Annotated in this window: 19 protein-coding genes; 16 read left to right on the forward strand and 3 right to left on the reverse strand. The window is 37.7% G+C overall.

Annotated features, from left to right (window positions below; all coding sequences use genetic code 11):
* Nucleotides 1–129: 129 nt before the first annotated feature.
* Both GQN54_RS03745 and GQN54_RS03750 read left to right on the forward strand, forming a co-directional pair.
* A complete protein-coding gene (locus GQN54_RS03745; RefSeq protein ID WP_160632135.1) occupies nucleotides 130–981 on the forward strand; it encodes an SPFH domain-containing protein in 852 nt (283 codons plus the stop codon).
* A gap of 32 nt (nucleotides 982–1,013) precedes the next feature.
* Nucleotides 1,014–1,190, forward strand: coding sequence for an Arc family DNA binding domain-containing protein (locus GQN54_RS03750; RefSeq protein ID WP_160632137.1), 177 nt, complete (start codon nucleotides 1,014–1,016; stop codon nucleotides 1,188–1,190).
* 24 nt (nucleotides 1,191–1,214) lie between these two features.
* Here the strand turns inward: GQN54_RS03750 and GQN54_RS03755 are convergent, their stop codons facing one another.
* Entirely contained in the window at nucleotides 1,215–1,916 is a 702-nt protein-coding gene (locus tag GQN54_RS03755; protein ID WP_160632140.1) for a DsbA family oxidoreductase, read from the reverse strand.
* A gap of 263 nt (nucleotides 1,917–2,179) precedes the next feature.
* Between GQN54_RS03755 and GQN54_RS03760 the strand changes: the two genes are divergently transcribed.
* Together GQN54_RS03760 and GQN54_RS03765 are read left to right on the forward strand one after the other, a co-directional pair.
* Nucleotides 2,180–3,184: an acyloxyacyl hydrolase gene (locus GQN54_RS03760; RefSeq protein ID WP_207554809.1), complete on the forward strand. Its 1,005-nt coding sequence runs from the start codon at nucleotides 2,180–2,182 to the stop codon at nucleotides 3,182–3,184.
* Entirely contained in the window at nucleotides 3,184–3,894 is a 711-nt protein-coding gene (locus tag GQN54_RS03765) for a GIN domain-containing protein (RefSeq protein WP_160632144.1), read from the forward strand. The genes GQN54_RS03760 and GQN54_RS03765 overlap by 1 nt, the downstream gene beginning before the upstream one ends.
* A 1-nt stretch (nucleotide 3,895) precedes the next feature.
* On the opposite strand, the gene yihA is transcribed toward GQN54_RS03765, so the two are convergent.
* Together yihA and GQN54_RS03775 are read right to left on the reverse strand one after the other, a co-directional pair.
* Nucleotides 3,896–4,501 carry a ribosome biogenesis GTP-binding protein YihA/YsxC gene (yihA, locus tag GQN54_RS03770; RefSeq protein WP_160632146.1) on the reverse strand — a complete coding sequence of 202 codons (606 nt, stop codon included), beginning with the start codon at nucleotides 4,499–4,501 and terminating at the stop codon, nucleotides 3,896–3,898.
* A gap of 83 nt (nucleotides 4,502–4,584) precedes the next feature.
* On the reverse strand, nucleotides 4,585–5,349 hold the full coding sequence (locus tag GQN54_RS03775; protein ID WP_160632147.1) for an alpha/beta fold hydrolase: 765 nt from the start codon (nucleotides 5,347–5,349) through the stop codon (nucleotides 4,585–4,587).
* A 282-nt stretch (nucleotides 5,350–5,631) separates the two neighbouring features.
* On the opposite strand from GQN54_RS03775, the gene mraZ reads away from it, so the two are divergent.
* Genes mraZ through ftsA form a run of 12 tightly spaced genes read left to right on the forward strand, consistent with a single transcriptional unit; the run spans nucleotide 5,632 to nucleotide 19,279 of the window.
* Nucleotides 5,632–6,108: a division/cell wall cluster transcriptional repressor MraZ gene (gene mraZ, locus GQN54_RS03780; RefSeq protein ID WP_160632149.1), complete on the forward strand. Its 477-nt coding sequence runs from the start codon at nucleotides 5,632–5,634 to the stop codon at nucleotides 6,106–6,108.
* Entirely contained in the window at nucleotides 6,089–7,009 is a 921-nt protein-coding gene (gene rsmH / locus GQN54_RS03785) for a 16S rRNA (cytosine(1402)-N(4))-methyltransferase RsmH (RefSeq protein WP_160632151.1), read from the forward strand. The genes mraZ and rsmH overlap by 20 nt, the downstream gene beginning before the upstream one ends.
* Nucleotides 6,996–7,397, forward strand: a complete 402-nt coding sequence (locus GQN54_RS03790) for an FtsL-like putative cell division protein (protein ID WP_160632153.1) — start codon at nucleotides 6,996–6,998, stop codon at nucleotides 7,395–7,397. The genes rsmH and GQN54_RS03790 overlap by 14 nt, the downstream gene beginning before the upstream one ends.
* Entirely contained in the window at nucleotides 7,390–9,519 is a 2,130-nt protein-coding gene (locus GQN54_RS03795) for a penicillin-binding protein (protein ID WP_207554810.1), read from the forward strand. Before GQN54_RS03790 ends, GQN54_RS03795 begins: the two co-directional genes overlap by 8 nt.
* Nucleotides 9,520–10,980: a UDP-N-acetylmuramoyl-L-alanyl-D-glutamate--2,6-diaminopimelate ligase gene (locus GQN54_RS03800; protein ID WP_160632156.1), complete on the forward strand. Its 1,461-nt coding sequence runs from the start codon at nucleotides 9,520–9,522 to the stop codon at nucleotides 10,978–10,980.
* 3 nt (nucleotides 10,981–10,983) lie between these two features.
* The gene (gene mraY / locus GQN54_RS03805; protein WP_160632158.1) at nucleotides 10,984–12,237 is read left to right on the forward strand and encodes a phospho-N-acetylmuramoyl-pentapeptide-transferase; all 1,254 of its coding nucleotides are present in this window, start codon (nucleotides 10,984–10,986) and stop codon (nucleotides 12,235–12,237) included.
* Nucleotide 12,238: 1 nt separating this feature from the next.
* Entirely contained in the window at nucleotides 12,239–13,582 is a 1,344-nt protein-coding gene (murD, locus tag GQN54_RS03810; RefSeq protein ID WP_160632160.1) for a UDP-N-acetylmuramoyl-L-alanine--D-glutamate ligase, read from the forward strand.
* Between the two features lie 4 nt (nucleotides 13,583–13,586).
* Nucleotides 13,587–14,732, forward strand: coding sequence for an FtsW/RodA/SpoVE family cell cycle protein (locus tag GQN54_RS03815; RefSeq protein WP_160632162.1), 1,146 nt, complete (start codon nucleotides 13,587–13,589; stop codon nucleotides 14,730–14,732).
* Complete coding sequence (murG, locus tag GQN54_RS03820; protein ID WP_207554811.1) at nucleotides 14,725–15,828, forward strand: undecaprenyldiphospho-muramoylpentapeptide beta-N-acetylglucosaminyltransferase; 1,104 nt, start codon at nucleotides 14,725–14,727, stop codon at nucleotides 15,826–15,828. Before GQN54_RS03815 ends, murG begins: the two co-directional genes overlap by 8 nt.
* Complete coding sequence (gene murC / locus GQN54_RS03825) at nucleotides 15,828–17,198, forward strand: UDP-N-acetylmuramate--L-alanine ligase (RefSeq protein WP_160632166.1); 1,371 nt, start codon at nucleotides 15,828–15,830, stop codon at nucleotides 17,196–17,198. Before murG ends, murC begins: the two co-directional genes overlap by 1 nt.
* The gene (locus tag GQN54_RS03830; protein WP_160632168.1) at nucleotides 17,191–17,982 is read left to right on the forward strand and encodes a cell division protein FtsQ/DivIB; all 792 of its coding nucleotides are present in this window, start codon (nucleotides 17,191–17,193) and stop codon (nucleotides 17,980–17,982) included. The genes murC and GQN54_RS03830 overlap by 8 nt, the downstream gene beginning before the upstream one ends.
* Nucleotides 17,983–17,986: 4 nt before the next feature.
* Nucleotides 17,987–19,279, forward strand: coding sequence for a cell division protein FtsA (gene ftsA, locus GQN54_RS03835; protein WP_160632169.1), 1,293 nt, complete (start codon nucleotides 17,987–17,989; stop codon nucleotides 19,277–19,279).
* The last annotated feature ends 10 nt before the right edge of the window (nucleotides 19,280–19,289 follow it).

Below are 19,289 nucleotides of genomic sequence, written 5' to 3' on the forward strand. Positions count from 1 at the left end.
TGGTCAAGTGGTCAAGCAAGGGTGAGTGGTATTGCATGCTCTTAGGTTTCTCAGATCTTTTGAACAAATTAGGGGATTAGTATTACTGAAATTTTTTTATTATCATTGTGATATCAAAATGATATTATTATGAAAGAAGAAAAGAATGTTAAAGTAACCAATGGTTATGTAGCACTATCAGTTTTAGGGGTTTTCTTATTGACCATGATTTTGGGAATAGCATTATTCAAGAACCCATTTTTTTTAGGATTGTTGGTAGTAATTTTATTCATTGCGCCGGGTTTCTTCACTGTGAATCCTAATGGCTCTAAGGTTTTAGTTTTGTTTGGAGCTTATAAAGGGACGGTAAGAGAAAATGGTTTTCATTGGGCAAATCCTTTTTACAGTAAACAACGGATCTCACTTCGAGCAAGGAATTTCGATAGTGAACGAGTAAAGGTGAATGACAAAGTTGGAAACCCAATTTTGATTAATGTAATTGCAGTATGGCGGGTACGTGATACTTTTAAAGCAGCTTTTGAAGTAGATAAGTATGAGGAGTTTGTACGAGTTCAAACAGATGCAGCAGTGAGAAAGTTAGCAGGATCTTACCCATATGATAATTTTGATGATGAACGTGCTGAGCTAACTTTACGTTCAGGAATGGATGAGGTGAATGATGCCTTGGAAAATGAAATAACGGAGCGTTTGGCGATGGCAGGAATAGAGGTGATGGAGGCTCGAATTGGTTATTTGGCTTATGCGCCTGAAATTGCAAGTGCCATGCTGAAGCGTCAGCAAGCAGTGGCAATTGTTGCTGCGAGAAAGAAAATAGTAGAAGGAGCTGTTGGAATGGTAGAAGATGCGTTAGAACAATTATCTCGAGATAATATTATTGAGTTTGACGATGATAAGAAAGCATCAATGGTGAGTAATTTGATGGTAGTTTTGTGCGGAGATAAAGAAGTAATACCAGTAGTGAATACGGGTAGTTTAAACTAGAAGTGAACTGCTAAGATCAAAACAAGGATTGAATGAGTAAGAAAAAAACTTTTGCACTGCGGATAGATCCGGAGCTTTTCAAGCAAATTGAAAAGTGGGCCGACGATGAGTTTCGTAGTGTAAACGGCCAAATAGAATGGATGATTAGCAAAAGTTTAAAAGATGCTAAACGGCTAAAATCTAAGAAACAAAATGAAAGCGAAGAGTAATCTCTTCGCTTTTTTTATATTGGATCAATCACAATTCCCATCAACGTCACAACTGTCTCCTTTAGAAACAATCAGCTCTGGTTTTTCTGTTTCAAATTCGCTCCAAGCTTTGTTTAGGGTTTCTAAAAATACTTCTGTTGGCTGAGCACCAGAAACGGCATATTTATTATCAAATACAAAGAAAGGAACACCTCTAACTCCTATGTTTTGAGCTTCCATTTCGTCTTGTTTCACATTGTAAGAAAAGTCGTCGGAGTTGAGCATGGCTTCAGTTGCATTTTTGTCTAGTCCGTTTTCTTTAGCAATTGCAATCAATGTAGCGTTATCATCTATGTTTTTACCTTCTACGAAATGCGCTTTTAACAATGCTTCTTTTAGTTGGTCGCCTAGTCCTTTGCTTTTTGCAAAGTGCAACAGACGGTGTGCGTTGAAAGAATTAGCCACAACAGCTTTCTCGAAGTCAAATTGCAATCCTTCTTCATTCGCCATATTTACCACGTGTTCTACCATGCTTTTTGCTTGTTCTAATGGCATTTGTTTGGCTTGCGCCAAGTGTTCGATAGCATTGGTGTTGGGTTGAGTAACTATGCTTGGATCCAATTGGAAACTTTTCCAAGTTACTTTTACGTTTTCAGAGTTTGGGAATTGCTTCATTGCAGCTTCAAATTTTCTTTTTCCAATGTAGCAAAAAGGACATCTAATGTCCGACCATATATTAATTTCCATAATTCTTTCAGTTAAAATGTGCTACAAAATTAAGATGAATTTTAGAGCTAAAATGTAATCTAAGCGACGAGTCCATTCTTGTTTTATTTGATAGTTTGTCAAGAGCTTTGACTTGAATCCAGTAAATAACTACTATATTTATTTTTCTAAAAAATTAACAAAATCTCTAAGTGAGCAACAGTAATCATTTCATATTTTTTTTATGTTGTTTTCTAACTCTAGGAGGAGCTTTTTCGCAAGATAAATTTTCCGACAATTTGAAATTGAGTGCAAGCTACCATAAAGGTTATAGTTTGCCGGAATATTCTAATTTTTTATTGATTGTTAATCGACCAATTCAGTCGTTTGATTTGACTTTGTCTAAGCAAACAATCGGAAAGACTTCATGGGAGCAAGTCTTTAAATATCCGGAATATGGCTTGTCGCTCTTTTATTCCACTTTGGGTAATAAGGAGATTTTTGGGAATGAATTGGCGCTGACCTACTTTTTTAAAATCTATATTTTAAATCGTGATAAACTTCAGCTGTATAATCGAATAGGTATCGGGTTGGATTATGTCACTAAGCGATTTGATTTGGAAACTAATCCATCAAACGTAGCAGTTGGGTCGCATGTAAACATTCACTTCAATTGCCGGTTTGGTGGGACTTATGCTTTGTCGGAAAAACTAAACTTTAATGCGGGTCTTTCTTTTGATCATTTATCTAACGCCAACACTGCAGAGCCCAACTTAGGAATCAATTACCTGACGGCCTTTACGGGATTTTCTTATTATTTAGGAAATAAAACAGAAAAGAGAAGAGTGGAGTTGCCAGAGCACGAACCTAAAAGCAACTGGTATTTGTTTGGAAGTGTTGGGGGGAAGCATTTACAATCTTTATCGACCAAGTATTTTGTAGTCAATTCTCTTTCGTTAGAATATGTGCGGGAGACATTCAGAATTTTACATTTCGGAGCAGGTGTTGATTTTTTCTATGACTCTTCCGTACCAGCATTTTTAGAAAAAGACGGTCGAGAGTTTCGGCAGCAAGATTATTTTCAAACTGGAATTCATATTTCTCAAACCTTGAGATATAATCGTTTTAGCCTGAGTTTGCAGGAAGGGATTTATGTCGGATTGAAGAATGAAGTGGTGCAAAAAGTGATGTATAATCGAGGAATCATCAAGTATAATTTAACCGACAATTTTAGTGTTCGGTTAGCGATGAAATCTCACTTGCACATCTTGGATTACCCTGAAATCGGAATTGGTATAAAGTTGAAATAATGAAAAAGATCGTAATCTTCACTCTGTTTTTAAGTGCCTTGTTTTCTTGCCAAAAGGAGGAAATTGATACGAAGATCATACCATTGCAACCATTTACTGAAGTTCAGCTAAACAGTACTTTTGAGATAGGTTTACAGGAGGATTCCGTTTACTATATCGAATTGGTTGGAGATGAAGAGCTATTAGATTATGTGGAATACCGAGTAGAAGAAGAAGTGTTGAAATTGTCGAATTCTAAAAAGTTGAAGTGGTTGCAACCAACTAAAAATAAGATTCAAATCATCATTCATTCGCTGCCTTTGTCACAAGTAGAAGCCAATGAAGCTTGTAATATAACTACAATTAATCCAATAACTTCTGATGAGTTTGGGTTAGTAGTTGGAGGGAAATTAAATAATGCTCGGCTGGAGTTGAATTGTAATGTATTTTATTTTTGGAATAACTTCCCTTGCGGTGGCGAACTAGAGTTGTTTGGTAAGACTAATCAGTTAAAGTTATGGACGGATGCATTGTATGTGGTTGATGCTAAGTGCTTAAAAGCAGATTATGGAAATATTACTAATCGTTCCATAGGAGATATTTATGTTCTAATCAATGATAGACTTGATTATAGTATTCATAATAAAGGCAATATTAATCTATATGGCAATCCTGCTGAAATTTATGAAATGGAGACTTCTTCTTCGAGTGGGAAGTTGGTGAATTATTAAGCTACCTCTCCACAAAATCCGTATTCGTTTGTTCGATAATGTCTAAGACTTCTTCACGTCCTTTTGCAGCAGTAGCAGAAGAAAATACCATAATGGGAAGTTCATCCCACGTTTCAAGAAGTGTTTTTTTGTAGGCCGCAATATTTTTTCCAAAAGCTGAGCCCGAGAGCTTATCCATTTTGGTAAAAACTATGATGAAGGGGATGCCCTTGGTGCCTAAAAATTCCATGAATTCTAGGTCTATTTTTTGAGCAGGAATCCTGCAATCGATCAATAGGAATACATACAGTAGATTTTCTCTTTCAAGCATGTATCGTGTGATGAATTGATCCCATTGGGCTCTAGACTTTTTTGAAGCCTTTGCATAGCCATATCCAGGCAAATCTACTAAATACCATTCTTCATTGATTATGAAGTGGTTGATTAGTTGAGTTTTCCCTGGTTTTCCTGAAGTTTTAGCCAAGTTCTTGTGGTTGGTTATCATGTTAATCAACGATGATTTTCCAACATTAGATCGACCTATAAACGCGTATTCCGGTTTGGTAGGTTCTGGACATAAGTCAACACGAGTGTTGCTCATTACAAATTCGGCTGTTTTTACTTGCATGGCGCAAAGTTACAGAATTAAGTAGCCTTTAAATTAAGCTGAATGGTCATTTTGATACAGATTTTAAATGTTAAAGCAAGTAGCTACACTTTGCGACTTAACCACGCATCTAAAAGCTGGTTGAATTCTTCTGGGTGTTCCATCATTGCTGCATGTCCACACTTGTCAATCCAAAATAATTCTGAATCAGGTAATTTAGCATGAAATTCTTCAGCTACATTTGGAGGTGTAATCGAGTCATTTTTACCCCAAATTAAGCAAGCAGGCATTTTGAATTTTACCAAGTCTTTCTCCATGTTGTGTCGAATTGCTGATTTAGCCAATGCTAAAATTCGCACCAGCTTATTTCTATCGTTCACTATTTTGTGAACTTCGTCTACTAAGTCGTCAGTTGCTACAGCTGGGTCGTAAAAGGTAACAGCAATTTTTTGTCTCAAATACTCTTTGTCTTCTCGTCTTGGAAATGAACCTCCAAAGGCATTTTCGTATAATCCAGAGCTGCCTGTCAATACCATAGAGTGAACTCTTTCTGGGTGTTTTAGGGCATATACTAATGCAATGTGACCTCCTAATGAATTTCCTAAAAGAGTGACATTGTTGTAGTTCTTGAATTTTATGAATTCGTTGATGAATTCAGCCATTGCACCCACGCTAGTTTTTAAGAGAGGAGAATCGTAAAGTGGCATTAAAGGAACAACGACTTTATACTTTTGGGAAAATTGGTCAATTACTTCATTGAAGTTGCTCAACGCACCAAATAAACCATGCAAGATAATTATAGTATGGCCTTCACCCTTTTCTAAAAATTCGAACTTCCCTTCTTTAGTGATGGCGTTTTCGTGACTCATAGCGCTTTCTATTTTTTCAAATGTAATATAATTTAATTTCCTGAGGACCGCAAAAATGATGAGGTATTTAACAAAGAACTGTTGAAAATAAAAAACGCCAATTTTATAGAGTTACCACTTTTAACACACCTTTGCTGTTTCAGTATTTACGGGGCTTCTAAGCGATTCTTAAGGCTATTTTGGGTGAAAGTTATCAACAAAGTGGTAGGAAGTGGTAGATTGTGGTAAAATCTTTTTTATTTTTACACATTGAACCGCAATAGCTTTAATTAATAGCATTTAATGGCAAACTTCATTGGCGAATTTGAGTGTAAGCTCGACCCGAAAGGGCGTTTGATGTTGCCGGCAGGCCTTCGTAAACAGTTGGATCCCGCCGCCCAGGAGAAGTTTGTTCTAAATCGAGGGTTTGAAAAATGCCTGGTGTTGTATCCCAAAAATGAGTGGGAAATAATCAGTACAGAAATCAATCAGCTGAATCAATATGTGAAGAAAAATCGCGATTTCATCCGCTATTTCTATAGAGGAGCCACGGAATTGGGGTTGGATAGCACTGGGAGAGTTTTGTTTCCAAAGCGACTCTTGGAATATGCAGATGTTGCTAAGGAAGTGGTTCTGTTTGCTTACTCTAATCGAATTGAAGTTTGGAATAAAGAGGTGTACGATGGGTTGTTGACGGATGAACCTGAGGATTTTGCAACACTCGCAGAAGAGGTGATGGGAAATACTAAAAAGCAGGAGGATGATGGGGGAATATCATAAGCCAGTTATGCTTCACGAGAGTATTGATGGTTTAGATATCAAGCCAGACGGTGTTTATATCGACGTTACTTTCGGAGGAGGTGGACATTCTAAAGCAATATTAGAGCGCTTGGGTGAAGGTGGGAGATTGTTTGCTTTTGATCGAGACCCGGATGCGGCCAATAATAAGATTGAGGATGATCGTTTTGAGTTGATTGCTCAAGATTTTAAGTTTTTGAAGAATTATCTGCGATTTTACAGAGTAAGCGAGTTGGATGGCATATTAGCCGATTTGGGTGTTTCTTCTCATCAGTTCAATGAGGGAAGTCGTGGTTTTTCCATCCGATTTGATGGTCCACTAGATATGCGAATGGATCAAAAGTCTCCATTGACCGCTGCCACAATTGTTAATGAATACGAGGAATCGGTTATAGCAGATATTCTTTTTCAATATGGGGAGTTGAGAAATTCTCGAAAGATTGCCCAGGTTATAGTTGCTGCGAGATCTGAAAAACCAATAAAAACTATTGAGCAGCTTAAAAGTGTGCTGCAGCCTTTAACTCCTTGGGGAAAGGAGAATCGGTTTTTAGCGCAGGTTTTTCAAGCATTGAGAATTGAAGTGAATGGAGAATTGGATTCTTTAAAGGCGCTACTAGAGCAGTCGTTAGAAATGTTGAAACCAGGTGGTCGATTGTCAGTGATTACTTACCACTCTTTAGAAGATCGATTGGTAAAGAATTTTATGCAGAAAGGGAAGTTTGAAGGAGAGGTGGAGAAGGATTTCTTTGGAAATAAATTAACTCCATTTGAGTTGGTGAATCGAAAGCCAATTATGCCAAGCATGGAGGAGTTAGGGGAGAATAATAGGTCGAGGAGTGCAAAATTAAGAGTTGCAAAAAAGATAGAGAATGAATCGGTTTAAGAAAAAAGAGACGGAGAAGGCTGAAAAGTCTAAAGCGCCTACTTCAGAAGGAGTAAAGGGGGTGAGAGGAGTGATGTCCGGAAATTTTCTTTCTGGAACAAACGTGGTATCATCTCTTCCTTATATTTTCTTCTTGACATTCTTGGGAATATGTTATATCGGTAATGGCTATCATGCAGAAAAGACAATTCGCGAGTTGTACAAAACGAATAATGAAATAAAAGAATTGCGCTCTGAGTACATCACTACAAAATCAGAATTGATGTACATCAGTAAACAGTCACAAGTGGCTAGGGCGACTGAAATTATTGGGTTGAAAGAATTGACGGAGCCTCCTAAAAAAATAATTGTAGAAAAGAAAGATAAAAAAATAAAGAAGATTGACTAGCGAGAAAGACATACAAAAAGATATCAAGTGGCGAGCCTACCTCGTCTACTTTGCTATATGTCTATTTGGTTTAGTCATAATTGGCAAGGCTTTAACTATTCAGATTGTAGAAGGGGCTGAGTTGAAAAAGAAAGTAGAGAGTCTGACTTTGGTGGATAAAAGTATTGAGGCTGTTCGTGGTAATATTTATGCATCAGATGGGAGTTTGTTAGCTACTTCTATTCCGATATATGAAATACGAATGGATTTAAATACAGAAGCGTTAACCGATGAGATTTTTAATGCTGGTATTGATTCTTTGTCTTATCAATTGAGTCACCTCTTTAAAGACAGAAGCCCTTCTTCATGGAAGCAGGAATTAGTCAGAGCGAGAGCAAAAGGTGCAAGATATCATTTGATCAAAAGGAATGTGAGGTATACCGAGTTAAAGCAGATGAAAACATTTGCGATAATGAGAAGAGGGCGATATAAAGGTGGGTTTTTAACTATTCAGAAAAACAAAAGAGAGCTTCCGTTTCAAGTGTTGGCGGCTAGAACTATTGGTTATGAAAAAGATGGTGTTACTCCTGTTGGATTAGAAGGAGCTTATTCAAAAGAGTTGTCAGGTATCAATGGGCAACGATTGATGCAAAAAATTGCTGGTGGCGTTTGGATGCCAGTTGGTGATGAAAACGAGACAGAGCCTTTAGATGGTTACGACGTTTATTCAACCATAGATATCAATATTCAAGATGTAGCAGAAAGTGCTTTGTTAAAACAGTTAGTAAAGCAACAGGCTGATCACGGTTGTGTAGTGTTGATGGAAGTGCAGACGGGTAATATTAAGGCAATTGCAAATCTTAAAAGAAATGCAAACGGTAATTATTATGAAGGTTATAATTACGCAATTGGGGAGAGTACGGAGCCAGGCTCTACCTTTAAATTGCCAGCGTTGATTGCTGCAATAGAAGATGGATATGTGGATTTAGATGACATAGTAGATTGCGGTAATGGAAAGCTAAATCTTTATGATCGTACCATGTATGACTCTAATTATGATGAAGGTGGTTGGGGGAAAATTTCGGTGAAGCGAGTATTTGAGGTTTCTTCCAATATAGGAATGGCAAAAATTATTCGTGGGGCTTATTCAAAGAATCCTCAAAAATTTGTTGATCATTTGAAGTCGATGAGTTTGGCGGAGCCGCTTGGAATTTCAATTGCTGGAGAAGGAAGTCCAAATATCAAGAATACCGATAATAATTCGTGGTCTGGAATTACTTTAGAATGGATGGCGCATGGATATGAAGTTTTACAAACTCCTTTACAGATTTTAACCTATTACAACGCGGTTGCTAATAATGGTAAGATGGTTCGTCCAAAGTTTGCCGATAAAATCACGAAAGGTAGATCGATAGTTCGAGAAATTGAAACGCAGGTGATTAATCCTGCAATTTGTTCGAAAAGTACAATTGATAAAGTGAAGCAAGCTTTAGAAGGGGTAATTGAAAATGGTACTGCAAGAAATTTAGGCAATGCCAATTATAAAATTGCTGGAAAAACTGGGACAGCTCAAATTGCGAATGAGAGTTATGGATATAAGTATGAGTCGAAGGTAAGTCACCAGGCTTCATTTGTAGGGTATTTCCCTGCGGAAGATCCGAAGTATAGCTGCATTGTGGTGGTGAATGCACCTTCTAGAAATGTGTATTATGGAAACTTAGTGGCAGGTCCAATATTTAAAGAAGTAGCTGATAAGGTTTATGCCAATAGTTTGGAGATTCATAAGCCACTAGGACCGCAGAAGTTCCTAGCGGCATCTGCTATTCCTTATTCTAAAAGTGGTTATGGAGAGGATGTGAAGCGTGTCTTCCAAACCATGGGGGTGGAAATGAAAACTGCTGCTGCTAATCCAGAATGGGTTACTACTTCAACCCAAGAGAAATCAGTGACATTAGAAAGTAGAAAAGTGATTGAAAATTTAGTTCCGAATGTGAAAGGGATGGGAGTGATGGATGCGGTATATCTGTTAGAGAACGCTGGGTTAAAGGTGCGTTTTGTAGGTCGTGGGGCAGTGAAAAGTCAATCTATTCAAGCAGGAACAAGAGCGCATAAAGGAAGTGTAATCGTATTAGAACTGACATAAATGAAATTACTGAAAGACATATTATATAAAGTTGCAATTTTAGAGGTCCATGGTACCACTAATGTTGAGGTGTCTGATATTTCCTTCGATTCTCGCAGTGTTATTGAAGGGGGAGTTTATGTTGCTCAAAAAGGACTAAAAGTAGACGGTCATGATTTTATAGAAGGTGCTATAGCAAAAGGTGCTGTTGCAATAATATGTGAGGACTTGCCTCAAGAGATGTCTACTGCAATCACTTTTGTGAAAGTGAAGAGTACACATGAAGCCTTAGCTTTTATGGCTGCCAATTTTTATGATAATCCATCAGAAGATATACAGTTAGTAGGGGTGACTGGAACAAATGGAAAAACTACTACTGTAACGCTTTTATATAATTTATTTAAAAAGTTGGGGTATAAAGTAGGTTTACTTTCAACGGTTGTAAACTATATTGACGAAAAGGAAGTAAAAGCTACGCACACGACTCCAGACTCCTTGAGTGTAAATAAGCTACTGTCTCAAATGGTGGCCGCGGGATGTGAATACTGTTTTATGGAAGTGAGTTCACATGCGGTAGTTCAGAATAGAGTTTTAGGGCTTCACTTTAAAGGTGGGGTCTTTACTAATATCTCTCACGACCACCTCGACTATCATAAAACTTTTGATGAGTATATCGCTGCAAAACGAGGCTTTTTTACTCAGTTAGGGAAGGATTCTTTTGCTTTATCCAATAAGGATGATAAGCGTGCTGAGGTAATGTTACAAGAGTCTAAGGCTAAGAAGAATTATTATGCGGTGAAAGCTGCTGCAGACTTTAAATGCAAAATCATGGAAAGCAATTTTACTGGATTGCTTCTAAAGATTGATGACCAAGAGGTGTGGTGCCCAATCATAGGGAAGTTTAATGCATATAACTTAACTGCTGTATATGCTACAGCGATCTTGCTGGGACAAAATAAAATAGAGGTGTTGACAGCATTGAGCAGTTTGCGACCTGTAGAAGGAAGGTTTGAATACATCCGTGTAAATGATATTTCTGGAATTGTAGATTATGCACATACCCCTGATGCGCTGGAAAATGTCCTAAAAACCATCAAAGAAATCCGAACAGGTAATGAGCAAGTGATAACCGTTGTTGGCTGTGGTGGCGATAGAGATACGACCAAGCGTCCATTGATGGCGGGTATTGCGGCTGAATTATCGGACCGAGTGATATTGACTTCTGATAATCCTAGAACGGAAGACCCACAACAAATTATAGAAGAAATGAAGGTCGGATTGGACCCAGTAAATAAGAAAAAGGCAAATGCAATCACAGACCGAAAAGAAGCGATACGAATGGCATGTGCTTTAGCAAAAAGTGGTGATATCATTTTAGTAGCTGGTAAAGGTCATGAGAACTATCAAGAGATTAATGGGGTGAGAAATCACTTCGACGATATGGAAATTTTACAAGAGACGCTAAACGAATTAAACGCTTAAACTATGTTGTACTATTTATTTCAGTATTTAAATGAATTGGATGTTCCTGGAGCAGGTGTGTTTCAGTACATCACATTTAGGGCGGCGGCTTCTGTCATAGTCTCTTTATTGATTTCCATGGTATTCGGTAAGCGGATTATCGAGTTCATAAAAGTGCAGCAAGTGGGTGAAACCATCCGCGATTTGGGGTTAGAAGGTCAAAATCAAAAGGCAGGAACTCCAACCATGGGGGGGCTAATTATTTTAGCATCTATTCTTATTCCTACTTTGTTGTTTGCCAAATTGCATAATATTTATGTGATCTTGATGCTAGTGTCAACTGTTTTGTTGGGTGCGATTGGATTTGCGGATGATTACATCAAAGTTTTCAAAAAGAACAAACAAGGCCTTGCCGGAAAATTTAAAGTAGTAGGGCAAGTGATTGTTGGGCTGATTGTTGGATGCATATTATATTTCCATGAGGACGTAGTCGTAAAGGAGAAGGTATTTGATGAAAATGCACCGATTCATGTTCAGGAATTAATTCACAACGATGTTGATAAAACAACCAGTGCAAATTATTACTGGAAGGAGACGAAGTCCTTTGTAACAACCATTCCTTTCGTGAAGGACAATGAATTTGATTACGCTTGGTTGGTAGATTGGGCAGGAGAAAATGCTATGGATTATGCCTGGTTAGTCTTTATTCCGATTGTCATTGTCATCGTTACGGCTGTTTCGAATGGAGCCAATATGACGGATGGCTTGGACGGACTAGCTACTGGGACTTCTGCGATTATAGGCGTTGTGCTCGCCATCTTCGCATACGTATCGGGTAATACCATCTTTGCGGACTACCTCAATATTATGTACATCCCTGATTCAGGTGAATTAGTAATATTTATTGGTGCTTTTGTAGGAGCGTGTATAGGCTTCTTGTGGTACAACTCATACCCTGCTCAGGTTTTTATGGGTGATACTGGTAGTTTGGCTTTAGGTGGAATAATCGCTGTATTCGCTCTAGCGATTCGTAAAGAATTGTTAATTCCTGTATTCTGTGGAATCTTCTTAGTAGAGAATTTATCAGTAATGATACAGGTGGCCTATTTCAAATACACTAAGAAAAAGTTTGGTGAAGGGAGAAGGGTGTTTTTGATGGCACCACTGCATCATCATTATCAAAAGAAGGGCTACCACGAAGCCAAGATTGTTTCACGTTTTTGGATTGTGGGAATTATGCTGGCTATTCTATCTATCGTAACACTGAAGTTGAGGTAGAATGAAAAAGCGGCTAGCCATATTAGGAGCAGGAGAAAGTGGAGTTGGAGCTGCACAGTTAGCACTAAAAGAAGGATATGATGTTTTTGTATCCGATAGAAGTAAGATAAAGGAAAAGTACAAGAGCGTTCTTACAGGTTTGAAAGTTGAATGGGAAGAGGAAACTCATTCGGAAGATAGAATTCTATCGAGCGATGAAATTATCAAAAGTCCTGGCATACCAGATACCGCGCCTTTGATTAAAAAAGCGCATGAAAAAGGGACTCCAGTCATTTCTGAGATTGAATTTGCCGCGAGGTATTCTAAAGCGCATTTTACTTGTATTACAGGAAGTAATGGAAAGACTACCACCACTTTGATGATATATCATTTGTATCAAAAGGCTGGGTTAGATGTAGGGTTAGCTGGTAATATCGGGCAAAGCTTTGCTAAACAAGTTGCAGAAGGAGACCGAGAATATTTTGTTCTTGAGCTCAGTAGTTTTCAGTTAGATGGGATGTTTGATTTTAAAGCTGATATCGCAGTCTTATTGAATATTACTCCCGACCATTTGGATAGATACGAGTACAAAATGGAAAATTATGTGGCTTCCAAAATGAGAATCCTTCAAAACATGGACAAAAATGGAGCTTTCATTTATTGGGCAGATGATGAGTTTATCCCCAATGCGATGAAAAATTATTCCATTGAAGCGAAATGTTATCCATTCAGCGACACACAAGAACTTAAAGAGGGCGCAAGCCTCAATAAAATAAAAGAGAAACTACAAATAAACATTAATAACCAAACATTCGAGATGTCAATACACGATTTAGCACTACAAGGGAAACACAATCTGTACAATTCGATGGCTTCAGGAATTTCAGGAAGAATTCTTGATTTACGGAAAGAGTTGATTCGAGAGTCATTGTCAGACTTTCAAAACATTGAGCACCGCTTAGAGCATGTGACCAATGTTCACGGAATTGAATTTATTAACGACTCCAAAGCGACTAATGTCAACTCTACATGGTATGCCTTAGAAAGCATGGGAAAGCCAACTGTATGGATAGTTGGAGGAGTAGATAAAGGAAATGATTATTCCATGCTTTTTGAGCTTGTGAAAGATAAGGTGAAAGCAATCATCTGTCTTGGGAATGATAATCAAAAAATTGTAGATGCTTTTGGCGACAAGGTAGGAGCAATTCAACAAGCTAAAACGGCTAGAGAAGCTGTAACAAAGGCTTATGAGTTAGCGACTAAAGGCGATGCAGTTTTATTGTCACCAGCATGTGCAAGTTTTGATTTGTTTGAAAACTATGAAGATCGTGGTCATCAATTTAAAACAGCAGTAAGAAGCTTATAATTTTATGCAGGCATTATTCAAAAATCTGAAAGGCGATCGAGTAATATGGGCAGTGGTGCTATTTTTAGGCATCTTGTCGATATTGGCTGTATACAGCTCTATCGTTTCTCTGGCCTACAAATACCAGGATGGAAACACTGAATATTTTTTATTCAAACATGGTTTCATTTTAATTGTAGGTTTCGGACTGATGTATGCTGCTCATAAATTAAATTATAAATACTATTCAAGAATATCTCAGTTAGCGATTTTTATAGCAGTACCCTTGCTGCTATTTACGTTACTGACTGGTGCTAGTATCAATGATGCTAGTAGATGGTTGGTCATTCCTGTGATTAACCAAACCTTTCAGACATCGGATTTAGCCAAGTTAGCATTGATCATGTTTTTAGCGAGAATGTTGTCCAAAAAACAAGAGGTGATTAAGGATTTTAACTCGGCATTCGTTCCCATAATGATACCAATATTAGCAGTTTGTGGGTTAATTTTGCCTGCTAATTTTTCTACTGCTGCTATGTTGTTTACAACATCTGTTGTCATTATGTTTATTGGCCGAATCAATCTTAAATACATCATATCTATGATAGGTATTGGTGTTGTATTGCTTTCTGTTTTTATTGCCATAGTGGTTAATTCCAATTATACCGGAAGGGTGGAAACGTGGAAGAATAGGATTGAAAATTTTATGTCTGATGATTCGGAAAGTAATTATCAGGCAGAACAATCAAAAATTGCAATTGCCACTGGTGGTCCTTTAGGGAAAGGACCTGGAGGAAGCACTCAACGAAATTTCTTGCCACATCCTTATTCGGATTTTATTTATGCAATTGTAATAGAAGAATATGGGATTCTAGGTGGATTCACCTTGTTGCTACTGTATTTAATTCTCCTATATCGAGGTATAATAATTTCGATAAAAGCGCCTCGAACATTCGGGTCGTTACTGGCAGTTGGGCTCAGTTTTAGTCTTGTCTTTCAAGCCATGATAAATATGGCCGTCGCTGTGAACTTATTTCCTGTGACTGGTCAGCCACTCCCCATGGTAAGTATGGGTGGAACTTCTATTTGGTTTACTTGCCTTGCTGTAGGAATTATTCTCAGCGTGAGCCGAAGTGTTTATGAAGAAGAAAAGGAGGTCGCAAATGCATAATCCAAAAGTAATCATTAGTGGTGGTGGTACAGGGGGGCATGTCTTTCCTGCTATTGCTATTGCTAATGCACTAAAAAAAATAAATCCATCAGTAGAAATCCTATTCGTAGGAGCTGAAGGAAAAATGGAAATGGAGAAAGTTCCTCAAGCTGGCTACACTATTGTTGGGCTACCAATTATGGGACTGCATAGAAGGTTGACTGCTCAAAATTTAAAGTTTCCTTTTAAGCTGTTAGCAAGTATGCTTAAAGCCCGAAAAGTAGTTAAAGATTTTGTACCTGATGTTGCAGTAGGTGTTGGTGGGTACGCCAGTGGACCTACTTTAAAAGCAGCGATGAATAGAAATATTCCTTGTTTAATTCAAGAGCAGAATTCATTTGCAGGAGTTACTAATAAAATTCTTGGGCAGAAAGCCAAGACTATTTGTGTAGCTTATGATGGAATGGCAGCATTTTTTCCTAAAGAGAAGATTATTTTGACAGGAAATCCTGTGAGACAAGAGGTGGTGAAGTTGGAAGGAAAAAGAGAAAGAGCCATGGAGTTTTTCGGATTAGATCCGGAGAAAAAGACGGTATTGGTTGTTGGAGGTAGCTTAGGCGCAAGAAGCATCAATCATGCCATAGAAAAAATGATTGATCGGTTTGAAAAAGAAGGGGTGCAGTTGATTTGGCAAACAGGAAAGTTGTTTGCCGAGAGGGCTGCAAAGGCAGTTGCAGGAAAAGAAGGTGCAGGAATAAAAACCATGGAATTCATTACAAAAATGGATTTGGGATATGCTGCTGCAGATTTGGTAATTTCTAGAGCAGGAGCTATTGCGGTATCAGAATTATGTTTGGTGAAAAAGCCAGCTATTCTTGTACCACTTCCATCGGCAGCCGAAGACCATCAAACCAAAAATGCGATGGCTCTTGTGAACCATAAGGCAGCTGAATTAGTTGCAGATGGAGAAATAAATAATGAATTAGAATCAAAAGTTTTTCGGTTGATTTCGAATGAAGAGGAGTTGGGGCGATTAAGTTTCAATATTGCCAAGCTGGGAATGAATAACTCTGCAGATATTATCGCCAATGAAGTTTTAAAACTGGTGAAGAAGTAATGGAAATGAATAATATACATACTGTTTATTTTGTAGGAGTTGGCGGCATCGGCATGAGTGCTTTAGCGCGCTATTTTCTGACACAAGACAAAGCAGTATGGGGTTATGATAAAACACCTTCTGCCTTAACTAATCGCTTGGAAGAAGAAGGGATTAAAATTTGGTTTGATGCTGATTTAACTGAGATTGAAAAACTGGATAAAAACAGCACTTTGGTGGTCTATACCCCTGCAGTAAAAACAGGGAATGCTCAATTGGATTATTTTGAGTCTAATGGATTTAGGATGTTCAAGCGGTCACAAGTGTTAGGGTTGATTTCTAGTGCTTATAAAACATTAGCTGTTGCTGGTACGCATGGAAAAACAACGACTTCTTGTTTATTGGCGCATGTATTAAATGATTCTGCAGTTGCCATTAATGCTTTTTTAGGAGGCATTTCTCGCGATTTTGATAGCAATCTAGTTTTAAACGATGACGCCCGATATTTTGTAACAGAAGCGGATGAGTACGATCGTTCATTTTTGCAGTTGTCACCAGATATCGCCATAATCACTTCATTGGATGCCGATCATTTAGATATTTATGGTACACCAGATGAAATGATAAAAAATTACCAAGATTTTGTTCGAAAGATTAAGCCTGGAGGGACGCTCATAACCAAACTGGCTTTTGCACCTGTTTTGAGTTTTAGAGATGATATACAAGTCATCACTTACGGCTTGGAAGGTGATGAAGAATACACTGCCCATCAGATAGAAGTTAAGGATGCAAAGTATCATTTTGATGTGATTACACCGGAAGGAAGTTATACCGATTTGTCGTTAGGATTGCCCGGCCGGCATAATGTAGATAATGCTGTTTCTGTGATTGCTATTGCGCATTTGTTGGGTGTGAAAGAAGAAAGTTTGAAAGCGTCGTTAAATAGCTTTAGAGGTGTTCAGCGCCGTTTTGATGTGCAATTTAACGATGGTGAAAAGGTGTATATCGATGATTATGCACACCATCCGAGTGAAATCAATGCTTGCGTTAAATCGGTTAGGGAGTTGTTTCCAAACAAAAAATTAACAGCCATTTTTCAACCGCATTTGTATAGTAGGACTAGAGATTTTGCTGATGAATTTGCAGAGAGTCTTTCCCAAGTAGATGAGTTGATTTTGTTGGATATTTATCCTGCAAGAGAATTACCAATTGAAGGGGTGACTTCAAGAAATTTGTTGAAAAACATAACTATAAAGAATAAAGAAGTGTGTTTGAAAGAGCAATTGATGGACACTTTAAAAAATAAAGAAATAGAGGTTTTATTAACTATCGGAGCAGGTGACATTGACCGTTTTGTTCAACCCATAAAAACATGGATTAGCAATGAATAAAACATTAAAATTTGTATTGTGGTCATTGATGGGTATTTCAATGATAGTATTGCTTGGTTTTGTTGAAAAAGCTAGAGACCAACAAACTTGCACTGCTGTAAAAATTCAAATCGATAGAAGTGAACAGAACTTTTTTATTGATGAAGAGGATGTTGAAGCCATGATTCATGAGGAAGTTTCGTCTGTGATTAATCGTCCTTTAGTGGATTTGAATAGCCATCAGATGGAATTTCAATTGAACAGTCATCCAGCGATTCAGAATGCAGAGGTTTTTAAAACATTGGATGGAAAGCTGTCGGTTAAAGTAAAGCAAAGAGAGCCAATAGTCCGTGTTTATTCCAGTAATGGTGATAGTTATTACATCGATAAGTTGGGTAGAATGATGCCATTGTCTGATAAATACACTGCCAGAGTGCTTGTCGCAAATGGATTTGTTTATAGTCCCTACAGCACTTTTGTAGGTGTTGATTTTTCGAAAAAGTTACCAGATTCTATCGCTAAAAGAACCATGGTAGATGAAGTGTACAAATATGCCACTTTTATCAATAATCATCCGTTCTGGAAAGCTCAGATTGAACAGTTGCATGTTAATAAAGATATGGATATAGAGTTGATTCCACGTGTTGGAAATCATAGAATTGTATTTGGGGACGCAGATAACATCGAAAGTAAATTTGAAAAGCTCATTGTGTTTTATAACAAGGGGTTGAGTAATACTGGATGGAATGAGTATAGCGTCATTAATTTAAAATTTAAAGACCAAGTGGTCTGCACAAAACGATAATAGTATGGATTCTTCTGACATAGTTGTAGGGTTGGACATTGGAACTACCAAAATTGTGGTCATGGTTGGGCGCAAAAATGAACATGGAAAGTTGGAGGTTTTGGGTATGGGTAAGTCTGAATCTCTTGGAGTTACAAGAGGAGTAGTAGCCAATATTGAAAAAACAGTTCAATCTATTCGTATGGCGGTTGATGAAGCTGAGCAAAAAAGTGGAGTAGACATCAAGGTCGTAAATGTAGGGATTGCAGGTCAGCATATTAAAAGTTTACAGCATAGAGGAATCCGTGTGAGAAACTCATTAGATGATGAGATTAGTCAAGACGACATTGATTTATTGATTAACGATATGCATAAATTGGTAATGCTTCCAGGAGAAGAAATTATCGATGTATTGCCACAAGAATTTATAGTAGATAACGAGCAAGGAATTAAAGATCCTGTTGGGATGTCTGGAATTCGATTGGAAGCGAATTTTCACATCATTACCGGACAAGTTGCAGCAGCGAAGAACATTTATAAATGTATTCACAAGGCAGGCTTAGAAGTTCAGGATTTGATATTAGAACCTTTAGCATCTTCTGAGGCTGTTTTAAGCCAGGAAGAAAAAGAAGCCGGAGTAGTTTTAGTGGATATAGGAGGTGGTACTACTGATGTAGCCATTTTTCAAGATGGAATTATTCGTCATACGGCAGTGATTCCTTTTGGTGGAAATGTGATTACAGAAGACATTAAAGAAGGCTGTAGCATTATTAAAAACCAAGCCGAATTGTTGAAGATTAAGTTTGGTTCTGCATTGTCGAACGAGAGTCAGGATAATGAGATTGTTTCTATTCCTGGATTAAGAGGAAGAGAGCCAAAAGAAATTTCAATCAAAAACCTAGCAAGTATTATTCAGGCTAGACTGGAAGAAATTATTGAGAATATATATTACGAAATAAAGAATTCTGGATATGAGAATAAGCTGATTGCCGGTATGGTAATCACAGGTGGTGGAGCTCAGTTGAGACATGTGGGACAGCTTTTTGAGTATGTTACAGGAATGGATACTAGAATTGGTTATCCGAATGAATATTTAGCAAAAGGAAATGCTGATGAAGTAACGAGTCCAATGTTTGCGACAAGTGTTGGATTGGTGATTAAAGGTTTCCAAAAGTTAGAAAAACAAAAAAATAGAATAAATCGTTCTTCGCAACAAGAGCCTGAATCGGGCACTGTTCGTCAGGGCGATAAAATCAAAGGAGGCTTCTTCCAAAATATTTTGAATAAGGGGAAGCAGTTTTTTGAGGAAGAAGATTAATTATTTAGAA

This window comes from Acidiluteibacter ferrifornacis (genome assembly GCF_009909615.1).
Lineage (GTDB): Bacteria > Bacteroidota > Bacteroidia > Flavobacteriales_E > Vicingaceae > Acidiluteibacter > Acidiluteibacter ferrifornacis.